Below are 16986 nucleotides of genomic sequence, written 5' to 3'. Positions count from 1 at the left end.
TTTCATAACCTCATCTCATGATTTTTCGTGCGCAAAAATGTGAAGGGTCACATTATTTGCTGAGATTGCTGATGCAATCTACGAAAAATCCTACTCGATTCGGTTGAAAATACTTCAAACCTGCTCAAGGCTTTGCTTATATCCCATAAAGATTATGACCATTTCGGATAAGACCAAAGCAAAATTATTTCAACGTATTGTTATAGCCCTTTTGCAGATCAGACAAATTAAAATCACATAGTTTACAAACAAATGGCACCCAGCCCGAACCAGCGGTTAGCAAATTTTTTTAGTTAGTGAAAATTTGCTTCGGAGTCGAACTCAGTTAGTCAAAAAAGATTTGTAATATCAAACGATTAAACTGACAGCTTTAGTTTTTGCAAGTTTTTTATCAAGCCGCAATGGCTGAGCTTTGGATTTAAGAAAATATCCGAACAGGTTTCGTTTATGATATAGGTTGAAGATGATGTTATTTTTAATGATGGTATTCCATGATAGCCATAACCCAAAAACACCGATTAGGGATACCGTTTGTTTTTGGGGTTAAAAATAACGAATCGAGACCATATCATTAGAAACCTGTGAGTATTTTCGTGATACAAAGTCAGACCTTTGGCTTGTCAAAACTCAACTATTTCGATCTGGCAGTTAAATGATCCGGTTTAAATACTAATAAATGAAATTTGACTAACTAATAAATATTAGGGGGGGATATACCATGAAAATCATTACAGCAGGTATCGCATTAATTGTTATCATTGCCAGTATACTGATGTGTTTGTTTTTCGCCTATCAGGGAGGCAAGAGAAACCGGAATCCGAAGTATGATCGTATCACCATCATGGTTGGCATTGGAATTGGCGGTGCCATTGGATTAGGATTGATTATTGGAACATTGTTTTTTTAATAAATTGCAGATGGTTAGTTTCATTACGGACCAGTGTGTCTGCTTATAGACAAACGAATCATTAAGGGGGCAAGGGATATGGAAAAGATAGTTGCGGGCATCGCTATTGTAATACTCATATTGAATTTATTTTTTGCCTATCAGGGAGGCAAGAAAAACAGAAACTCGAAATACAATCGTATTACCATCATTGTAGGGCTTGTGTATGGAGGGATTGTTGGACTTGGTATTCTAATCGGAGTGATATTTTTTTGATGTAAGCGCTGAAAAGACTGAAATGACTGGCTTTTTAAGTCGATTTTATAATTCACTGAACGCCCCGGTGCGTGTATTGAATCCTATCTTTTAAAACGTTGAAATTGTCAGATAACTTCTTTAAAAAAACTTTGGTTTTTCTTCAACTTTTTTTGGAAAAACTATTGCAATATCCCACAACTTATAATATACTCTAAAGGCTTGCTAAAAAAGGCGATGAAGCAGGAAGTTGCTGAGCTATCAGGTAATTTCTGCAGAGAATTGTCCGTTCCAGAAACGGGCGAAGGGATTCTCGTGCTTTTTGCTTTGTGTAAAAAAATATGAAACACACGGCGCCGTGTACCGAGTAAGCAAATCCTAGTATACGGAGAAAGCACCAGGGACGAACCCCTCGTACAGCATAGCGAAAACGTACGAAAATCAAGGAGGAAAGAAAGAATGAGCGAACAACAAAAAATCAGAATCAAGCTGAAGGCTTATGATCACAAATCTTTAGATCAGTCAGCAGCAAGAATTGTGGAAACAGCCAAAAAGACAGGTGCAGATGTTTCCGGACCAATTCCACTGCCAACAGAGAAGCAGATCATCACAATTCTAAGAGCCGTTCACAAGTACAAGGACAGCAGAGAGCAGTTCGAACAGAGAACGCACAAGAGACTCATTGATATCTCAAACACCACACCAAAGACAGTTGATGCATTGATGAAGCTGGATTTACCTGCAGGTGTTGATATCGAGATCAAACTTTAGAAAATACTAAGAAAACATAGATTTGCAAAAATCTCCCCTTAGTATGATTACTCACAAAACAGTAATCCGCTGTAAGAAACCAGGAGGTGTAAGGATGAAAACAATTTTAGGGAAAAAAATTGGAATGACTCAGATTTTTTCCGAAGCTGGAGAAGCGATTCCGGTAACTGTGATTGAAGCAGGCCCTGCAGTCGTGACTCAAATCAAGACCGTTGAAACTGATGGCTACAATGCTGTTCAGATCGGATACGGCGATGCGAAGGAGCAGAGACTGAACAAGCCTACAAAAGGTCATTTTGCAAAATGGCAGGCTCCGCTGAAAAAGCATCTAACAGAAATCAGACTTGATGAAGGCGAAACTTATGAGCCAAATCAGGTGATCACAGTAGCTGATTTCGAAGCTGGCAAGAAGTTGGATGTCACAGGCGTATCAAAGGGTAAAGGAACTCAGGGTAACATTAAAAGACACGGACATCACAGAGGACCGATGACCCACGGATCCAAGCATAAGAGACTTGCCGGTGCTCTGGCAGCAGGAACCTATCCTTCCAGAGTATTCAAGGGAAATGCAGGTCCCGGAAGAATGGGTAGAGACACCATAACTGTTCAGAACGTTGTTCTTGTAAAAATCATAGAGGACAGAAACCTGATGCTGGTTAAAGGTGCGGTACCTGGCGGAAAAGGCAGTTTACTCCGCATTCAATACGCAGTTAAAGGTCAAGACAAATAGATAATGACTTCAGAAAGGAGGAAGTAAAATGGCAAAAGTAACTATGCTGAATATGTCCGGAGCAGAAGCCGGTAGTATCGAATTAAAAGATGATATCTTTGGAATAGAAGTGAACCAGTATGCGGTACACGCCGTGGTAAAGAATTACCTCGCAAACCAAAGACAAGGCACACAGTCAGCGAAAAACAGAGGCGAAGTCAGAGGCGGTGGTAGAAAACCTTTCAGACAGAAGGGAACTGGTCGTCACAGACAAGGTAGCTCAACAGATCCTTCACAGGTTGGCGGAGGCGTTGTGTTCGCACCAAAGCCAAGAGATTACAGATATACGGTGCCTAAGAAATTAAGAAGACTCGCTATGAAGTCAGCTTTATCCTCAAAGGTGGAGGAAAAAGAAATTATCGTATTAGATTCACTTTCCTTTGCAGAGCCAAAGACAAAGGAAATGATCAAAGTATTAGAAAACGTGAAGGCAGCAAAGAAAGCCCTCATCATTATGGCTGACAAGGACGAAAACGTAATCAAGTCCGCAGCTAACATTCCAGGAGTAAAGACAGCTTTAGTAAGCACAATGAACGTATATGAGATCATTCATTATACAAGCTTCATCGTTACTAAGGATGCGATCAACAAAATTGAGGAGGTGTATTCATAATGACAACCCCCTATGATGTAATCATAAAGCCGGTTATTTCCGAAAGAAGTATGGATGATGCGGCTAATAAAAAATATACTTTCAAAGTTGCTACCGATGCAAACAAAACTCAGGTTAAACATGCACTGGAAGAAATTTTCGGAGTAGAAGTAGCAAAAGTAAACATTATGAATGTTCAAGGTAAAGTAAAAAGAATGGGAAAAACAGTGGGAAGAAGACCTGCTTCAAAGAAAGCAATTGTAACCCTTACGGAAAAAAGTAAGGAAATCGAATTCTTCCAAGGTCTATAAGGAGGGACGAAAGATATGGGAATCAAAAAATATAATCCTATCACTCCTGGATTAAGAGGAATGACGGTTTCAACATTTGAAGAAATTACGACGAGTACTCCGGAAAAATCTCTTACAGTGACTCTTAAGAAAAATGCAGGAAGAAATGTAAGAGGAAAAATCACCGTAAGACACAGAGGCGGCGGTACCAGAGCGAAATACAGAATCATTGACTTCAAAAGAAACAAAGATGGTATTCCAGGAAAAGTTACTACAATCGAGTATGATCCTAACAGAAGCGCAAATATTGCACTGATTGTTTATCCAGACGGCGAAAAGAGATATATTATCGCTCCGAACAAATTGGTTGTTGGTGATACTGTAGTATCAGGAGCAGATGCTGATATCAAAATTGGAAATGCACTTCCGGTTAAGAACATCCCAGTCGGTACCGTGATCCACTGCATCGAGCTGAAACCTGGAAAAGGTGCTCAGATGGTAAGATCTGCAGGAAACGGCGCACAGCTTATGGCAAAAGAAGGAGATTACGCTTCTGTAAGACTTCCTTCCGGCGAAGTAAGAAGAATCAGAATTGAATGCAGAGCCACCATCGGCGAAGTAGGAAATCTCGATCACGAAAACATCAAGATTGGTAAAGCAGGAAGAAAAAGACATATGGGTATCAGACCTACCGTTAGAGGTTCCGTCATGAATCCGAACGATCACCCACACGGTGGTGGTGAAGGTAAAACCGGAATCGGTAGAGTTAGCCCGGTTACTCCTTGGGGTAAACCTGCTCTGGGATATAAGACCAGAAAGAAGAATAATCCGTCAAATCAATATATCGTAAAAAGACGTAACGAAAAATAGTTGAAGGGAGGAAGCAAAGATAATGGGAAGATCACTTAAAAAGGGCCCTTTTGTAAATGCCAAGCTGCTTAAGAATATTGATGCAATGAATACAGCCGGCGAAAAGAAAGTTTTAAAAACATGGTCAAGACCATCAACTATATTCCCACAGATGGTGGGACATACAATTGCAGTGCATGACGGAAAGAAACATGTTCCGGTATATATCACTGAGGATATGGTAGGACACAGACTGGGCGAGTTTGCTCCTACGAGAAACTACAGAGGTCATGCGGCAGATAAGTCTTCGAAAGTTAAGAAAAAATAAGTAAAGGAGGATCTTAATCAATGGAAGCAAAAGCAGTTGCAAAATATGTAAGGATGTCTCCTATCAAGCTGAAGCCTGTTGCTGATTTAGTAAGAGGAAAGAACTTAAGCGAGGCGTTAACCATATTAAAATTCACACCTGGTAAAGGTGCGGAAATCGTTGAGAAGGTTGTTAAATCAGCAGCAGCAAATGCTGAAAACAATTTCGAAATGAATGTAGATAAGCTATATGTAGCTGAAGTGTACGCTCATCAAGGACCAACCATGAAGAGATGGAGAGCAGGAGCACAGGGCCGTGCATCAGTTATTCTTAAAAGAAGCAGCCACGTAGGCGTAACACTAAAGGAAAGATAAAATATTCAGAACAGGAGGTTCGTTGAATGGGTCAGAAAGTAAGTCCGCATGGGTTAAGAGTGGGCATTATAAAAGACTGGGATTCCAAATGGTATGCAGACAAGAAAGAATTCGCAGATTACCTTGTTGAAGATCATAAAATCAGAGAATATGTGAAAAAAAGACTTTATGCAGCAGGAATTTCAAAGATATTAATTGATAGAGCAGCAAACAATCAGGTTAAAATTACGGTTCTAACCGGTAAGCCAGGTATGGTAATCGGAAGATCCGGAAATGGCATTGATGAGCTCAAGGCTGAGGTTGAAAAGCTTACTGGCAAGAGCACATTGATCAACATCGTTGAAATCAGAAGAATCGAACTGGATTCCCAGTTAACAGCTGAGAGCATTGCTCAGGCGCTGGAAAAGAGAATATCCTTTAGAAGAGCCATGAAACAGGCCATCGGAAGAACGATGAAATCCGGTGCGAAAGGAATCAAGGTTCTGGTTTCCGGAAGATTAGGCGGTGCTGAAATTGCTAGAAGCGAAAAGTACAGCGAAGGAAATGTTCCTCTGCATACTTTAAGAGCGAATATCGATTATGGATTTGCAGAAGCAAACACCACTTACGGTAAATTAGGAATCAAGGTATGGATCAATCATGGAGAAATCCTTGAAAAAGGCCTAAAGAGCCCTATCCCTGAGGATAAGCCTGATAACAGAGGCGACAGAAAGAGAAACGACAGACCAAGAAGAGATAATGACAGACCAAGAAGAGACGGCGACAGAAATAATAACAGAGGGCCTAGAGGAGAAGCAAAGCCAGAAGAGAAGAGACTTGAAAATCCAAGAAGACCTAGAGCTCCAAAGCCAGCTGCTCCGGCACCACAAGTTGAGGAAGTAAAAGCAGAAGCACCAGTGGCTGAAGCTGCAGAATAAGCGATAGAGAAAGGAGGAAGATAGCGATGTTAATGCCAAAAAGAGTGAAACGTCGTAGAGTCCACAGAGGAAGAATGAAGGGCATAGCAACCAAAGGTAATACCATTACTTACGGAACTTATGGCCTGATAGCACAAGAATGTGGTTGGATCACTTCAAATCAAATAGAATCTGCTCGTATCGCCATGACCAGATCTATTAAAAGAGGTGGTAAAGTATTTATAAAGATATTCCCACACAAATCAGTAACGAAAAAACCTGCTGAAGTTCGAATGGGTTCCGGTAAAGGTGCTCCTGAGTTCTGGGTAGCAGTAGTAAAACCAGGAAGAGTTATGTTTGAAATTGAAGGTGTAACAGAGGCTCAGGCAAGAGAAGCCATGAGACTTGCATCCCACAAGCTTCCTGTAAAGAGCAAATTTGCCATCAAAGGCCAAGAATTAGCAGAGGGTGGTGAAGCGTAATGAAAATTGAAAAAATGAGAGAAATGACAGAAGTTGAACTGAACGCTGAATTCAAGAAGTTAAAGAATGAATTATTCAACCTCAGATTCCAGCATGTTACAGGTCAGCTTGAAAACCCGATTAAAATGAGGGATATTAAAAAGGAAATCGCACGCGTAAAAACCATTATCAGAGAGAAAGAACTGAAAAAGGTTCAAGGTTAATCGAAAGGAGGATGTAATATGTTAGATAGAAACAGAAGAAAGACAAAAGTCGGCATCGTAGTGAGTGATAAAATGGACAAAACGATCAGTGTTGCTGTGGAAGACTTCGTAAGACATTCCCTTTACGGAAAAGCTGTAAAGAGAACCAAGAAGTTCAAGGCTCACGATGAGAACAACGAGTGTAACATCGGAGATAAAGTACGAATTATGGAAACAAGACCTCTTAGCAAAGACAAGAGATGGAGACTTGTAAACGTAATCGAAAAAGTTAAATAGAAAAGGAGGCACCCATTATGATTCAGCCGGAAAGCAGATTAAGAGTAGCTGACAATTCAGGCGCTAAAGAATTATTATGTATCCGTATACTTGGTGGTACTAGCCGTCATTATGCGAACATAGGAGATATCATCGTATGTGCCGTTAAAGAAGCAACACCCGGTGGTGTTGTGAAGAAGGGCGATGTTGTGAAGGCTGTTGTAGTCAGAACAAAACATGGCACCAGAAGAATAGACGGAAGCTACGTTAAGTTTGATCAGAATGCAGCAGTCATTATAAAAGAAGACAAAAACCCTGTGGGAACTCGTATTTTCGGACCAGTTGCCAGAGAGTTGAGAGAGAAAAGCTTCATGAAAATAGTGTCTTTGGCACCAGAAGTACTTTAGTGGGGAGGTGTGGAGATGCAAATTAAAAAAGATGATACCGTAGTTGTAATCAGCGGTAAAGATAAAGGCAAAAAAGGCAAAGTTCTAAAAGCAATGCCGAAGGAAGACAAGATTATCGTAGAAGGTGTAAACATCCAAACGAAGCATCAGAAACAGACCAGAAAGCTGCACAGCGAAATTAAGCACCAGGAAGGTCCTATCCATGTTTCCAACGTAATGTTCTATGATAGCAAAGCAAAAGCCCCGACTCGAATCGGATACAAGATCGAAGGCGGAACAAAAAAGAGAGTATCCAAGAAAACAGGTCAAGTTTTGGACTAATAGGTTTGAAAGGAGGGAACAATCTTGGCAGCTAGACTAAGAGAAACTTATAAAACAGAAGTATTTAATGCTTTAGTAGAAAAATTTAAATATAAGAATGTAATGGAAGTGCCTAAGCTTGAGAAGATCACAATCAACATGGGTCTTGGAGAAGCAAAGGATAACACAAAGATGATGGAAACTGCGGTGGAAGAACTTTCACTCATCAGTGGCCAAAAACCTGTCATTACGAAGTCAAAGAAGTCTATCGCAAACTTCAAATTAAGACAGGGCATGCCCGTAGGTGCTAAAGTTACGCTAAGAGGAGACAGCATGTTTGAATTTGCAGACAAATTCTTTAACATCTCTCTTCCAAGAGTTAGAGACTTCAAAGGAGTAAGCAGAAACTCATTCGATGGCAGAGGAAATTACTCCATGGGTATTAAAGAGCAGCTTATCTTCCCTGAAATCAACTTTGACAAGGTAGATAAAATCAAAGGTATGAACATCGTATTCACTACAACGGCTAAGACAGATGAGGAAGCTCAGGCGCTTCTTGAATTCCTCGGCATGCCGTTTGAGAAATAGGAGGGAACTAATGGCAAAGACATCTCTCAAAATAAAACAACAGAGAAAACCTAAGTTTTCAACGCGTGCATATACAAGATGTAAAATATGTGGAAGACCACATTCCGTTTTAAGAAAATATGGTATATGCCGTATCTGTTTCAGAGAACTGGCTTACAAGGGTGAGATCCCTGGCGTTAGAAAAGCAAGCTGGTAAACAATAGTAATAGGGAAGGAGGTACTTCAAAAATGACCATGACAGATCCTATAGCAGATATGCTAACAAGAATCAGAAATGCCAATACTGTAGGACATGCAACAGTTGAAATTCCAGCATCTAAGATGAAAAAGTCCATTGCAGGAATTTTGGCCGCAGAAGGATATATTAAAGGGTTTGACGTTGTAGAAGATGACAAGCAAGGCACTATCAAAATTCAGATGAAATATGGTGCAGATAAAGAAAGAGTAATTAGTGGAATTAAGAAAATTTCAAAACCGGGACTCAAAGTTTATGCTAAGAGCGACGAGGTGCCAAGAGTACTTGGAGGCCTAGGAATCGCAATTATCTCTACCTCAAATGGGGTAATCAGTGATAAGGAAGCAAGAAAGCTAGGCGTTGGCGGCGAAGTTATATGTTATGTTTGGTAGGGAGGAAATAGAAAATGTCAAGAATTGGTAGACTGCCTGTTGCTCTTCCTGCCGGCGTTCAGGTAACCGTAAGTGACAGCAATCTTGTTACTGTAAAGGGACCTAAAGGTGAGCTGCAGGAGCAGATCAGCAAACGAATTAAATTAGAAATCGGCGAAGGTGTATTGAATGTAACCAGAGAAGCTGATGATAAAGAGGCAAGATCAGCACATGGTCTTTCCAGAACATTAATCAATAATATGGTAACCGGCGTTACTCAAGGCTACGAAAAGAAGCTTCAGCTCGTAGGAGTTGGTTATAAGGCAGAGAAGAAGGGCAACGTACTGGTCATGAATTTAGGATATTCACATCCAATCGAAATGCCGGATCCTGATGGGATTGAAACAGAGGTGAAAACACCGACTGAAATCATTGTTAAAGGGATCAATAAAGCTTTTGTCGGAAATTATGCGGCCAACGTCAGAAAGTGGAGACAACCTGAACCATATAAAGGCAAGGGAATTCGATATGCTGGCGAAGTAATCCGTAGAAAAGAAGGCAAAACTGGCGGTAAGAAGAAGTAGAAAGGAGTGAGATAAATGGCAAAAGAAAGTAGAAACGATAAACGTCTGGCTAGACATGCAAGAGTTAGAAAAAGCGTATTCGGAACTCCTGAAAAACCAAGATTATGCGTTTACAGAAGTATTAAGAACATTTCCGTTCAAATTATCGATGATGTAAACGGAACTACGCTGGTTGCTGCATCCACCCTTGATAAGGACATCAAGGCTCAGGCTGCATACGGCGGAAACAAGGCTGCAGCTAAGCTGGTTGGTGAAGCTGCTGCGAAGAAAGCACTGGCAAAGGGAATTGAAACAGTTGCCTTTGACAGAGGCGGATTCTTATATCACGGAAGAATAAAAGAACTGGCTGACGGTGCACGTGAAGCCGGACTGAAATTCTAACAGGAAGGGAGAAAAGGAATGCGACAAAATATGATTGATGCATCCAAGCTTGACTTAAAAGAATCCATCGTTAACATCAGACGTGTTGCCAAGGTTGTTAAGGGCGGAAGAAACTTTAGATTCAGCGTAACCGTAGTAGTTGGAAACGGCGAAGGCTACGTTGGCGTAGGTCTTGGAAAAGCTCAGGAAATTCCTGAAGCTGTAAGAAAAGCAATTGAAGATGCAAAGAAAAGATTAATATATGTTCCAACTGTTGGAACGACTATCCCACATAGAACTCTGGGAATTTTCGGTGCAGGTCAGGTTTTGATTATGCCTGCTGCCCCTGGTACAGGAGTTATCGCAGGAAGTGCTGTACGTATGGTACTGGAACTTGCCGGAATTAAAGATGTAAGAGCGAAATCTATCGGCTCTAACAATTCCGGAAATATGGCTTGCGCTACTATAGAAGGACTTAGAAATCTTAAGACTGTTGAACAGATCTCCAGACTAAGAGGAAAAACTAAGGAAGAAATTTTAGGATAAGGAGGAATCGCAAAATGGCTAAAACAGTAAAAATCACTTTAACAAAAAGTGTCATCGGCGCTTCCCCACTTCAGAGAAAAGTAGTAGAAGCGTTAGGACTTAGAAAGTTGCATCATACGGTTGAACATCCTGACACCCCACAGACACGTGGAGCGATAGAAAAAGTAAAGCATCTTGTACGAATAGAAGAAGTGTAAGAATGGAGGTGTTGTAGAATGAAACTGCATGAATTAAGAGCTGCGGAAGGTTCCACCAAAAAACCAAAGAGAAAAGGTCGAGGAACCGCTACCGGACAGGGTAAAACTGCCGGCAGAGGTATGAATGGTCAGAACTCCAGAAGCGGCGGCGGAACCAGACTTGGTTTCGAAGGCGGTCAAATGCCATTATACAGAAGAATTCCTAAAAGAGGATTCACAAATATATGGAAGAAAGAATATACCATTTTAAATGTAGATGATCTAAATGCATTTGAAGCTGGTACGATTGTAACTCCAGAGCTGCTGAAAGAAAAAGGCCTTGCAAAGCAGGTCGTTGACGGTATTAAAATTCTTGGAGAAGGTACTTTGGAAAAGAATGTAACCGTAAAGGCTCACAAATTTAGCAAAACAGCAATTGAAAAGATCGAGTCTGCCGGAGGAAAGGCAGAGGTGATCTAATATGGGTATGATTAAAACAATGGCTCAGGCGTGGAAGATTGCCGATATCAGAAAGAAGATTATCTTTACGCTCTTAATGCTTTTAGTATTTAGACTGGGCTCAAACATACCTGTGCCGGGAATCGATCGAACCGTGTTGGATCAGGTTTTCAGCGGAAATACAGGTTTGTTTGGTTTGTTTGACCTATTCTCAGGCGGTGCCTTCAGCAACTTTACTATATTTGCTTTAAGCATCACCCCCTATGTTACAGCATCAATTATATTACAGCTCCTTACTATTGCCGTTCCCAGACTGGAACAGCTGGCAAAGGAAGGAACTGAAGGGAAAAAGAAAATTGCGCAGTATACCAGATATTTAACGGTAATACTTGCGTTTGTTCAGGCTATCGGACTTTCCGTAGGATTGTTCCGACAGGCATTGGTAAGCAAAGACTTTTTCTCTGTAACCGTGATCGTATTGACCCTGTCCGCCGGTACCGCATTCCTGATGTGGCTTGGTGAACAGATTAATGAAAATGGTATTGGAAATGGTATTTCCCTTATCATCTTTGCAGGTATCGTTTCCAGAATGCCTAGTGGAATCCATCAGACTTGGATCAAGCTTCAAGCTGGTGAGGTTGGAGTTGTTTCCGTCATATTATTTTGCTTATTTGCATTGATAGTGATTGTAGGCGTTGTTTTGATCCAGCAAGGACAAAGAAGAATACCGGTTCAATATGCCAAAAGAGTAGTAGGAAGAAAGATGTATGGGGGACAAAGCACCCATATTCCGATGAAAGTGAATCAGGCCGGCGTTATTCCGGTAATCTTTTCCCTTTCCTTACTGCAATTTCCTATGACAATCACATACTTTATCCCAGGTACAGGGTTTGCCGACTTTGTAACGAAGTGGCTGTCCCACACCGGGAATCCCGGAGTATGGATTTATGGATTATTTAATATCATTTTAATCATATTCTTTACTTACTTCTATACAGCGGTTACTTTTAACCCAATGGAAGTGGCAAATAATATGAAAGCAAATGGTGGATTTATCCCGGGAATTAGACCAGGAAGATCTACAGTTGAATATTTAAACAAGGTAATGACAAGAATTACATTTGTAGGAGCAATTTTCCTTGCCTTTATTGCCACCCTTCCTACCTTGCTGCAGCAGTTTACCAACCTCCAAATCGGATTTGGCGGAACATCCTTGTTGATTGCAGTCGGTGTAGCCCTGGATACAATGAAGCAGCTCGAAGCACAGATGGTTATGAGAAATTACCAAGGTTTCCTGAAATAATGCACATTTGCTTCACTTCTTCTTAAAATAGAGATGTGAAGCAATGTGTTTCGTCCAAACAGATTCAAATTCACTTCCGGATAAGAAAAACTGAACGGACGCAGCATAATGGAGGATATAATAAAATGCTTAGATTAATTTTGCTTGGCCCTCCTGGGGCAGGTAAGGGTACTCAGGCAGCCAGAATAGCCCAAAAGTATGGCATACCTCATATCTCAACTGGTGATATATTCAGAAAGAATATCAAAGAAGGAACTGAATTTGGGAAAAAAGCCCAGGAGTATATGAATAAAGGCGAGCTTGTTCCAGATAATCTTGTTTTAGAGATTGCGGAGGCTCGTTTGATAGAGGAGGACTGTAAGAACGGCTTCCTACTAGATGGCTTTCCAAGAACTGTTTACCAAGCAGAGCAGCTCGACAAGTTTTTGCAGGAACGTAATCTGACGATTGATAAAGTTCTTGACATTAATGTTGATAAAGAAATTCTAAAGACAAGACTGGTAGGAAGAAGAGTTTGCAGAAATTGTGGTGCCACCTATCATGTGATCAATATGCCACCTCAAAAGGACGGAATATGTGATGTCTGTGGCGGAGAACTTTATCAAAGATCCGATGATTCTGCAGCAACGGTGGAAAATAGAATAGAAGTTTATAATGCCCAGACAAAGCCATTAGTTGAATATTACGAGAGTACAGACAGACTTGCCCATATTGACGGTGCAATTGGATCTTCAGATGTAGTGTTTAACAACATTGTGAGTGTTTTAGGAGCATAAAAAATGATTATCATCAAATCACAACAAGAAATTGAAATTATGAGAGAGTCAGGGAAAGTGACAGCCTTTATTCTTTCGGAACTTTGCAATATGATACGGCCGGGAATCACGACAATGGAAATTGATGAGTTCGTAGAAAGCATCATCCTGAAAAATCAGATGATACCCAGCTTTAAAGGCTATAACGGCTACCCTGCCAGCGCCTGTGTTTCAGTAAATGAGGAAGTGGTTCATGGAATTCCCTCTAAAAACAAGGTGTTGCAGGATGGAGATATCGTCAGTGTGGATGTGGGTTGTACCCATAAAGGGTATGTCAGTGATGCTGCGCGAACCTATGGGGTCGGCAACATCAGTGAGGAAGCTCAACGGTTGATCACTGCGACGGAGGCCAGCTTTTTTGAAGGCTTAAAATTTTGCAAAGTAGGCTATCGATTATCGGATATTTCCTCGGCGATACAAAAGAAAGCGGAATCAGAAGGGTTTTCAGTCATCAGGGATTTTGTAGGTCATGGAGTGGGTAGGGCCATGCATGAAGAACCGCAAATTCCAAATTACGGAAAGCCGGGAAGAGGACCAAGACTAGCCCCAGGGATGGTTTTCGCAATAGAACCAATGATTAATGCGGGAACCTATGAAGTAGAAGTACTCACTGATAACTGGACAGTCGTAACATTGGACAGAAAGCTTTCTGCTCACTATGAAAATACTGTTGTCATTACTGATGGTGAACCGGAACTGCTGACGCTGTAGAAAGAAGTATCAAGTTTGACAGCCTGGTTTTACAGAAGTCAAAAATAATACTTGATGGATCTAAAGTAGCCGACAAAAAGAAAACCTTGCCGGCATTGTATAAAAGAGAGGTGTAATATATGGCAAAAAAAGATGTCATAGAAGTATTTGGTACCGTACTTGAAGCCCAGCCTAACGCCATGTTTATTGTGAAACTGGAAAACGGATACGAAGTGCTTGCACACATTTCGGGAAAAATAAGAATGAACTTCATCAGGATTTTACCCGGAGATAGAGTAAAGGTGGAATTGTCACCTTACGATCTCACAAGAGGTAGAATTACTTGGAGAGATAAATAAAATACGAATTGCGTACTGCCAATTCGGCGGCACACATAGCACATTTTAAGGAGGAATGAGAAATGAAGGTTAGAGCCTCAGTAAAACCTATCTGCGAAAAGTGCAAAATTATCAAAAGAAATGGAAAAGTAATGGTTATCTGTGAAAATCCTAAGCACAAGCAGACACAAGGTTAGTCACAAAATGTTTTCAAAATAACCGCCAACTTTTCAAGATGCTTCACATCAAAAAGTTGGATTGGTTTTACGGTTATCTTTGAAAACAATTTCGGTTCCTTGGGCAAATACCAATTTTGATTGAGAACCTGTTGAGTTTTCTTTGAAAATGATATTTGTTCGAGATTGGACCAAAATTACAGTAAGGAATTTTCCCTTGGGGGAGCGGCTGTGTTTTATTGTCGTGAGACAAGAAAACTACCTTAAGGAAAGAATTCTATATAAATTTTAATGATATGATCATTGCAGCAAATTTCCAAAGGGAAATTTAGTAAGCAAGAGAAGGAGGAAAACTTATGGCTCGTATAGCCGGTGTCGACTTACCAAGAGATAAGAGAGTAGAAATTGGACTTACGTATATTTACGGAATCGGAAGACCTACCTCTTTAGAAATTCTTGCAAAGGCTGGAATCAATCCTGATACTAGAGTCAAGGATCTGACAGAAGATGAAGCGGGAACAATTAGAAAAATTATAGACTCTGAATATGTGACAGAAGGAGATCTCAGAAGAGAAGTTTCCTTAAACATTAAGAGACTTATGGAAATAGGCTGTTACAGAGGAATCAGACATAGAAGAGGACTCCCTGTAAGAGGACAGAACACAAAGACAAACGCAAGAACTAGAAAAGGTCCTAAAAAGACTGTAGGAAGAAAGAAGAAAAAGTAAGGAGGTAGGAAATCATGGCTAAAACTGTAAAGAAAACAGTTAGAAAAAAGAGAAGAGAACGTAAGAACATTGAACGTGGTCAGGCTCATATCCAATCCACCTTCAACAATACTCTTGTAACTCTTACAGACCTTAGCGGAAATGCACTTTCCTGGTCAAGTGCCGGTTCTCTTGGTTTCAAGGGATCCAGAAAGTCAACTCCTTTTGCAGCTCAGATGGCTGCGGAAGAAGCTGCAAAGGGTGCTATGGAGCATGGACTTAAGATGGTTGAAGTATATGTTAAAGGACCTGGTTCCGGACGTGAAGCCGCAATCAGAGCGCTGCAGGCTGCAGGACTTGAGATCAATCTAATTAAAGATATCACACCAATTCCTCACAACGGATGCAGACCACCAAAGAGAAGAAGAGTTTAATTAAAGGGAGGTGTAATTAAAAATGGCTAGATATACAGATGCTTCTTGCAGATTATGCAGAAGAGAAGGCCAGAAGCTGTTCTTAAAGGGCGAAAGATGTTACAGCCCTAAATGCGCTATTGAAAAAAGAAATTACGCGCCCGGACAGCATGGACAGAGCAGAAAGAAAATTTCTGATTACGGTTTACAGCTGAGAGAAAAACAGAAGGCAAAGAGATTCTACGGAGTTCTTGAAACTCAGTTCAGAAATTACTTTGATAAAGCTGCGAAAAAGAAGGGTATCACAGGTGAAAACCTGCTGATCATGCTTGAAACAAGATTGGATAACGCTGTTTTCAGAATGGGCTTTGCCTCATCTAGAAAAGAAGCGAGACAGCTTGTAAGACATGGTCACTTTACTGTAAACGGAGAGAAACAAAATATTCCATCCTTTGCAGTAAAAGCAGGCGATGTGATAAAAGTTAAGGAAAAGAGTACAACTTCTCCTAAATTTAAGGAGATTAAAGATATGTCAATCAGCGTACCGGTTTGGATTACGGTTGATGTAGAAAAACTTGAGGGTAAAGTTGTTGCAATGCCTAGGAGAGAAGATATCGATACTCCTATCGCAGAACATCTCATCGTCGAGTTATACTCAAAATAGGCGCACCTATCCGAATTTGCGAAGCAAATTTTATGGGATATTATGGATGGTGTCCTGCCGTGCCCCGCAACAACTTCCAAGCTTATTCGCCTCTAAGACTGCGGAGCAAAATTAGAAGGTGCCAGGGGAAAGACATGCCGATCTTGATAAAAGCATCGGCACAGTCTATCAGGCAGCTTGGAACAGTTGTACTGTGATTGAAAAAAAAAAGGAGGGTTTTTGAGTGATAGAAATCGAAAAGCCAACAATTGAATGTTATTTTTCTGATGACAACCAAAATTACGGCAAGTTTGTTGTGGAGCCCCTTGAAAGAGGTTACGGAACCACTCTTGGAAACAGCCTGAGAAGAATACTTCTTTCGTCACTTCCGGGAGCTGCGGTTACTTCGGTGAAAATTGATGGAATTCTCCATGAGTTTTCTACGATTCCGGGAGTAAAGGAAGATGTTACCGAAATTATTCTGAATCTTAAGAAGCTTGCGGTTAGAATCAACGGCGAAAGTTCAAAAAGAGTAATCATTAATGCTGTAGGACCAAAGACAGTGACTGCGGGAGATATTATCGCTGACAGTGATCTCGAAATTTTCAATCCGGACCTGCACATTGCCACTCTTGAAGAAAATGCTACGCTGGTTATGGAAATTAACATTGCAAGAGGCAGAGGATATGTGCCTGCAGATCAGAATAAAACTGAATCAATGCCAATTGCCGTGATTCCGGTAGATTCTATCTACACTCCAGTTAGAAAAGTGAATTTTACAGTTGAAAACACAAGAGTAGGACAGGTTACGGACTATGATAAGCTCATTCTCGAAATCTGGACAGATGGCAGCATTACGCCGGAAGAAGGGGTTTCCATCGGAGCCAAGATCATGCAGGAGCATTTGAAACTGTTCATTGATCTTACAGATAGCATGGAATCGATG

32 protein-coding genes are annotated in these 16986 nt (G+C 40.8%); all 32 read left to right on the top strand.

Annotated elements, in window-relative coordinates:
* The first annotated feature begins 718 nt into the window (after positions 1-718).
* Positions 719-907 (top strand): hypothetical protein, encoded by a 189-nt coding sequence (locus tag KCX82_RS05240; protein ID WP_227017383.1) that lies wholly within the window; start codon positions 719-721, stop codon positions 905-907.
* 78 nt (positions 908-985) lie between these two features.
* A complete protein-coding gene (locus KCX82_RS05235) occupies positions 986-1162 on the top strand; it encodes a hypothetical protein (RefSeq protein ID WP_227017382.1) in 177 nt (58 codons plus the stop codon).
* A gap of 438 nt (positions 1163-1600) precedes the next feature.
* Positions 1601-1912: a 30S ribosomal protein S10 gene (gene rpsJ, locus KCX82_RS05230; protein ID WP_227017381.1), complete on the top strand. Its 312-nt coding sequence runs from the start codon at positions 1601-1603 to the stop codon at positions 1910-1912.
* A gap of 94 nt (positions 1913-2006) precedes the next feature.
* Positions 2007-2642: a 50S ribosomal protein L3 gene (rplC, locus tag KCX82_RS05225; RefSeq protein WP_227017380.1), complete on the top strand. Its 636-nt coding sequence runs from the start codon at positions 2007-2009 to the stop codon at positions 2640-2642.
* A 28-nt stretch (positions 2643-2670) separates the two neighbouring features.
* Entirely contained in the window at positions 2671-3294 is a 624-nt protein-coding gene (gene rplD / locus KCX82_RS05220; RefSeq protein WP_227017379.1) for a 50S ribosomal protein L4, read from the top strand.
* A complete protein-coding gene (gene rplW, locus KCX82_RS05215) occupies positions 3294-3584 on the top strand; it encodes a 50S ribosomal protein L23 (protein ID WP_227017378.1) in 291 nt (96 codons plus the stop codon). Before rplD ends, rplW begins: the two co-directional genes overlap by 1 nt.
* A 15-nt stretch (positions 3585-3599) precedes the next feature.
* On the top strand, positions 3600-4433 hold the full coding sequence (rplB, locus tag KCX82_RS05210) for a 50S ribosomal protein L2 (protein ID WP_227017377.1): 834 nt from the start codon (positions 3600-3602) through the stop codon (positions 4431-4433).
* Between the two features lie 22 nt (positions 4434-4455).
* Positions 4456-4740, top strand: coding sequence for a 30S ribosomal protein S19 (rpsS, locus tag KCX82_RS05205; RefSeq protein WP_227017376.1), 285 nt, complete (start codon positions 4456-4458; stop codon positions 4738-4740).
* A 20-nt stretch (positions 4741-4760) separates the two neighbouring features.
* Positions 4761-5093, top strand: a complete 333-nt coding sequence (rplV, locus tag KCX82_RS05200) for a 50S ribosomal protein L22 (protein WP_227017375.1) — start codon at positions 4761-4763, stop codon at positions 5091-5093.
* Between the two features lie 26 nt (positions 5094-5119).
* The gene (gene rpsC / locus KCX82_RS05195; RefSeq protein WP_227017374.1) at positions 5120-6010 is read left to right on the top strand and encodes a 30S ribosomal protein S3; all 891 of its coding nucleotides are present in this window, start codon (positions 5120-5122) and stop codon (positions 6008-6010) included.
* Positions 6011-6036: 26 nt separating this feature from the next.
* The gene (gene rplP / locus KCX82_RS05190; protein ID WP_227017373.1) at positions 6037-6471 is read left to right on the top strand and encodes a 50S ribosomal protein L16; all 435 of its coding nucleotides are present in this window, start codon (positions 6037-6039) and stop codon (positions 6469-6471) included.
* On the top strand, positions 6471-6674 hold the full coding sequence (gene rpmC / locus KCX82_RS05185) for a 50S ribosomal protein L29 (RefSeq protein WP_227017372.1): 204 nt from the start codon (positions 6471-6473) through the stop codon (positions 6672-6674). The genes rplP and rpmC overlap by 1 nt, the downstream gene beginning before the upstream one ends.
* A gap of 18 nt (positions 6675-6692) precedes the next feature.
* Positions 6693-6950, top strand: a complete 258-nt coding sequence (gene rpsQ / locus KCX82_RS05180) for a 30S ribosomal protein S17 (RefSeq protein WP_227017371.1) — start codon at positions 6693-6695, stop codon at positions 6948-6950.
* A gap of 17 nt (positions 6951-6967) precedes the next feature.
* Positions 6968-7336 carry a 50S ribosomal protein L14 gene (gene rplN, locus KCX82_RS05175; RefSeq protein ID WP_227017370.1) on the top strand — a complete coding sequence of 123 codons (369 nt, stop codon included), beginning with the start codon at positions 6968-6970 and terminating at the stop codon, positions 7334-7336.
* Between the two features lie 15 nt (positions 7337-7351).
* Positions 7352-7657: a 50S ribosomal protein L24 gene (gene rplX / locus KCX82_RS05170; protein WP_227017369.1), complete on the top strand. Its 306-nt coding sequence runs from the start codon at positions 7352-7354 to the stop codon at positions 7655-7657.
* Positions 7658-7681: 24 nt separating this feature from the next.
* Positions 7682-8224: a 50S ribosomal protein L5 gene (gene rplE, locus KCX82_RS05165; RefSeq protein ID WP_227017368.1), complete on the top strand. Its 543-nt coding sequence runs from the start codon at positions 7682-7684 to the stop codon at positions 8222-8224.
* A gap of 10 nt (positions 8225-8234) precedes the next feature.
* On the top strand, positions 8235-8420 hold the full coding sequence (locus KCX82_RS05160) for a type Z 30S ribosomal protein S14 (protein ID WP_227017367.1): 186 nt from the start codon (positions 8235-8237) through the stop codon (positions 8418-8420).
* A 32-nt stretch (positions 8421-8452) separates the two neighbouring features.
* Positions 8453-8851 carry a 30S ribosomal protein S8 gene (gene rpsH, locus KCX82_RS05155; protein WP_227017366.1) on the top strand — a complete coding sequence of 133 codons (399 nt, stop codon included), beginning with the start codon at positions 8453-8455 and terminating at the stop codon, positions 8849-8851.
* A 14-nt stretch (positions 8852-8865) separates the two neighbouring features.
* The gene (rplF, locus tag KCX82_RS05150; protein WP_227017365.1) at positions 8866-9414 is read left to right on the top strand and encodes a 50S ribosomal protein L6; all 549 of its coding nucleotides are present in this window, start codon (positions 8866-8868) and stop codon (positions 9412-9414) included.
* A gap of 15 nt (positions 9415-9429) precedes the next feature.
* Complete coding sequence (gene rplR / locus KCX82_RS05145; RefSeq protein WP_227017364.1) at positions 9430-9795, top strand: 50S ribosomal protein L18; 366 nt, start codon at positions 9430-9432, stop codon at positions 9793-9795.
* Positions 9796-9813: 18 nt separating this feature from the next.
* On the top strand, positions 9814-10320 hold the full coding sequence (rpsE, locus tag KCX82_RS05140) for a 30S ribosomal protein S5 (protein WP_227017363.1): 507 nt from the start codon (positions 9814-9816) through the stop codon (positions 10318-10320).
* A 14-nt stretch (positions 10321-10334) separates the two neighbouring features.
* Positions 10335-10517, top strand: a complete 183-nt coding sequence (gene rpmD, locus KCX82_RS05135) for a 50S ribosomal protein L30 (RefSeq protein ID WP_227017362.1) — start codon at positions 10335-10337, stop codon at positions 10515-10517.
* 18 nt (positions 10518-10535) lie between these two features.
* A complete protein-coding gene (gene rplO / locus KCX82_RS05130; protein ID WP_227017361.1) occupies positions 10536-10976 on the top strand; it encodes a 50S ribosomal protein L15 in 441 nt (146 codons plus the stop codon).
* Positions 10977-10983: 7 nt separating this feature from the next.
* Entirely contained in the window at positions 10984-12258 is a 1275-nt protein-coding gene (gene secY, locus KCX82_RS05125; protein WP_227017429.1) for a preprotein translocase subunit SecY, read from the top strand.
* A gap of 125 nt (positions 12259-12383) precedes the next feature.
* Positions 12384-13034 carry an adenylate kinase gene (locus KCX82_RS05120; RefSeq protein ID WP_227017360.1) on the top strand — a complete coding sequence of 217 codons (651 nt, stop codon included), beginning with the start codon at positions 12384-12386 and terminating at the stop codon, positions 13032-13034.
* Between the two features lie 3 nt (positions 13035-13037).
* Positions 13038-13784, top strand: a complete 747-nt coding sequence (gene map, locus KCX82_RS05115; RefSeq protein ID WP_227017359.1) for a type I methionyl aminopeptidase — start codon at positions 13038-13040, stop codon at positions 13782-13784.
* Positions 13785-13903: 119 nt separating this feature from the next.
* Positions 13904-14122, top strand: coding sequence for a translation initiation factor IF-1 (gene infA / locus KCX82_RS05110; protein WP_027399943.1), 219 nt, complete (start codon positions 13904-13906; stop codon positions 14120-14122).
* A 62-nt stretch (positions 14123-14184) separates the two neighbouring features.
* The gene (rpmJ, locus tag KCX82_RS05105; RefSeq protein ID WP_227017358.1) at positions 14185-14298 is read left to right on the top strand and encodes a 50S ribosomal protein L36; all 114 of its coding nucleotides are present in this window, start codon (positions 14185-14187) and stop codon (positions 14296-14298) included.
* Between the two features lie 335 nt (positions 14299-14633).
* Positions 14634-15005 (top strand): 30S ribosomal protein S13, encoded by a 372-nt coding sequence (gene rpsM / locus KCX82_RS05100; RefSeq protein WP_227017357.1) that lies wholly within the window; start codon positions 14634-14636, stop codon positions 15003-15005.
* Positions 15006-15019: 14 nt separating this feature from the next.
* A complete protein-coding gene (rpsK, locus tag KCX82_RS05095) occupies positions 15020-15418 on the top strand; it encodes a 30S ribosomal protein S11 (RefSeq protein WP_227017356.1) in 399 nt (132 codons plus the stop codon).
* A 22-nt stretch (positions 15419-15440) separates the two neighbouring features.
* On the top strand, positions 15441-16061 hold the full coding sequence (gene rpsD, locus KCX82_RS05090; RefSeq protein ID WP_227017355.1) for a 30S ribosomal protein S4: 621 nt from the start codon (positions 15441-15443) through the stop codon (positions 16059-16061).
* 223 nt (positions 16062-16284) lie between these two features.
* Positions 16285-16986, top strand: a 702-nt coding sequence (locus KCX82_RS05085) for a DNA-directed RNA polymerase subunit alpha (RefSeq protein ID WP_227017354.1), incomplete at its 3' end; no start/stop codon positions are given.

It is taken from the genome of Sinanaerobacter chloroacetimidivorans, assembly GCF_018128545.1.
Taxonomy (GTDB): domain Bacteria; phylum Bacillota; class Clostridia; order Peptostreptococcales; family Anaerovoracaceae; genus Sinanaerobacter; species Sinanaerobacter chloroacetimidivorans.
The sequence above is the reverse complement of the archived record's forward strand: the minus strand, read 5'-3'. Positions and strand labels throughout refer to the sequence as shown.

What these genes read in the sequence shown, in the direction of transcription:
- KCX82_RS05120 (WP_227017360.1), top strand. Translation starts at nt 12,384, where the DNA reads ATGCTTAGATTAATTTTGCTTGGCCCTCCTGGGGCAGGTAAGGGTACT.
- rplF (WP_227017365.1), top strand. Translation starts at nt 8,866, where the DNA reads ATGTCAAGAATTGGTAGACTGCCTGTTGCTCTTCCTGCCGGCGTTCAG.
- rplB (WP_227017377.1), top strand. Translation starts at nt 3,600, where the DNA reads ATGGGAATCAAAAAATATAATCCTATCACTCCTGGATTAAGAGGAATG.
- map (WP_227017359.1), top strand. Translation starts at nt 13,038, where the DNA reads ATGATTATCATCAAATCACAACAAGAAATTGAAATTATGAGAGAGTCA.
- rplW (WP_227017378.1), top strand. Translation starts at nt 3,294, where the DNA reads ATGACAACCCCCTATGATGTAATCATAAAGCCGGTTATTTCCGAAAGA.
- rplC (WP_227017380.1), top strand. Translation starts at nt 2,007, where the DNA reads ATGAAAACAATTTTAGGGAAAAAAATTGGAATGACTCAGATTTTTTCC.
- rpsK (WP_227017356.1), top strand. Translation starts at nt 15,020, where the DNA reads ATGGCTAAAACTGTAAAGAAAACAGTTAGAAAAAAGAGAAGAGAACGT.
- rplN (WP_227017370.1), top strand. Translation starts at nt 6,968, where the DNA reads ATGATTCAGCCGGAAAGCAGATTAAGAGTAGCTGACAATTCAGGCGCT.
- rpsQ (WP_227017371.1), top strand. Translation starts at nt 6,693, where the DNA reads ATGTTAGATAGAAACAGAAGAAAGACAAAAGTCGGCATCGTAGTGAGT.
- rplX (WP_227017369.1), top strand. Translation starts at nt 7,352, where the DNA reads ATGCAAATTAAAAAAGATGATACCGTAGTTGTAATCAGCGGTAAAGAT.
- rplP (WP_227017373.1), top strand. Translation starts at nt 6,037, where the DNA reads ATGTTAATGCCAAAAAGAGTGAAACGTCGTAGAGTCCACAGAGGAAGA.
- rplO (WP_227017361.1), top strand. Translation starts at nt 10,536, where the DNA reads ATGAAACTGCATGAATTAAGAGCTGCGGAAGGTTCCACCAAAAAACCA.
- secY (WP_227017429.1), top strand. Translation starts at nt 10,984, where the DNA reads ATGATTAAAACAATGGCTCAGGCGTGGAAGATTGCCGATATCAGAAAG.
- rplD (WP_227017379.1), top strand. Translation starts at nt 2,671, where the DNA reads ATGGCAAAAGTAACTATGCTGAATATGTCCGGAGCAGAAGCCGGTAGT.
- rpsS (WP_227017376.1), top strand. Translation starts at nt 4,456, where the DNA reads ATGGGAAGATCACTTAAAAAGGGCCCTTTTGTAAATGCCAAGCTGCTT.
- infA (WP_027399943.1), top strand. Translation starts at nt 13,904, where the DNA reads ATGGCAAAAAAAGATGTCATAGAAGTATTTGGTACCGTACTTGAAGCC.
- rpsJ (WP_227017381.1), top strand. Translation starts at nt 1,601, where the DNA reads ATGAGCGAACAACAAAAAATCAGAATCAAGCTGAAGGCTTATGATCAC.
- rpmJ (WP_227017358.1), top strand. Translation starts at nt 14,185, where the DNA reads ATGAAGGTTAGAGCCTCAGTAAAACCTATCTGCGAAAAGTGCAAAATT.
- rpsH (WP_227017366.1), top strand. Translation starts at nt 8,453, where the DNA reads ATGACCATGACAGATCCTATAGCAGATATGCTAACAAGAATCAGAAAT.
- rpsE (WP_227017363.1), top strand. Translation starts at nt 9,814, where the DNA reads ATGCGACAAAATATGATTGATGCATCCAAGCTTGACTTAAAAGAATCC.
- KCX82_RS05240 (WP_227017383.1), top strand. Translation starts at nt 719, where the DNA reads ATGAAAATCATTACAGCAGGTATCGCATTAATTGTTATCATTGCCAGT.
- KCX82_RS05160 (WP_227017367.1), top strand. Translation starts at nt 8,235, where the DNA reads ATGGCAAAGACATCTCTCAAAATAAAACAACAGAGAAAACCTAAGTTT.
- rpsC (WP_227017374.1), top strand. Translation starts at nt 5,120, where the DNA reads ATGGGTCAGAAAGTAAGTCCGCATGGGTTAAGAGTGGGCATTATAAAA.
- rplR (WP_227017364.1), top strand. Translation starts at nt 9,430, where the DNA reads ATGGCAAAAGAAAGTAGAAACGATAAACGTCTGGCTAGACATGCAAGA.
- rpmC (WP_227017372.1), top strand. Translation starts at nt 6,471, where the DNA reads ATGAAAATTGAAAAAATGAGAGAAATGACAGAAGTTGAACTGAACGCT.
- KCX82_RS05235 (WP_227017382.1), top strand. Translation starts at nt 986, where the DNA reads ATGGAAAAGATAGTTGCGGGCATCGCTATTGTAATACTCATATTGAAT.
- rpsM (WP_227017357.1), top strand. Translation starts at nt 14,634, where the DNA reads ATGGCTCGTATAGCCGGTGTCGACTTACCAAGAGATAAGAGAGTAGAA.
- rplV (WP_227017375.1), top strand. Translation starts at nt 4,761, where the DNA reads ATGGAAGCAAAAGCAGTTGCAAAATATGTAAGGATGTCTCCTATCAAG.
- rpmD (WP_227017362.1), top strand. Translation starts at nt 10,335, where the DNA reads ATGGCTAAAACAGTAAAAATCACTTTAACAAAAAGTGTCATCGGCGCT.
- rpsD (WP_227017355.1), top strand. Translation starts at nt 15,441, where the DNA reads ATGGCTAGATATACAGATGCTTCTTGCAGATTATGCAGAAGAGAAGGC.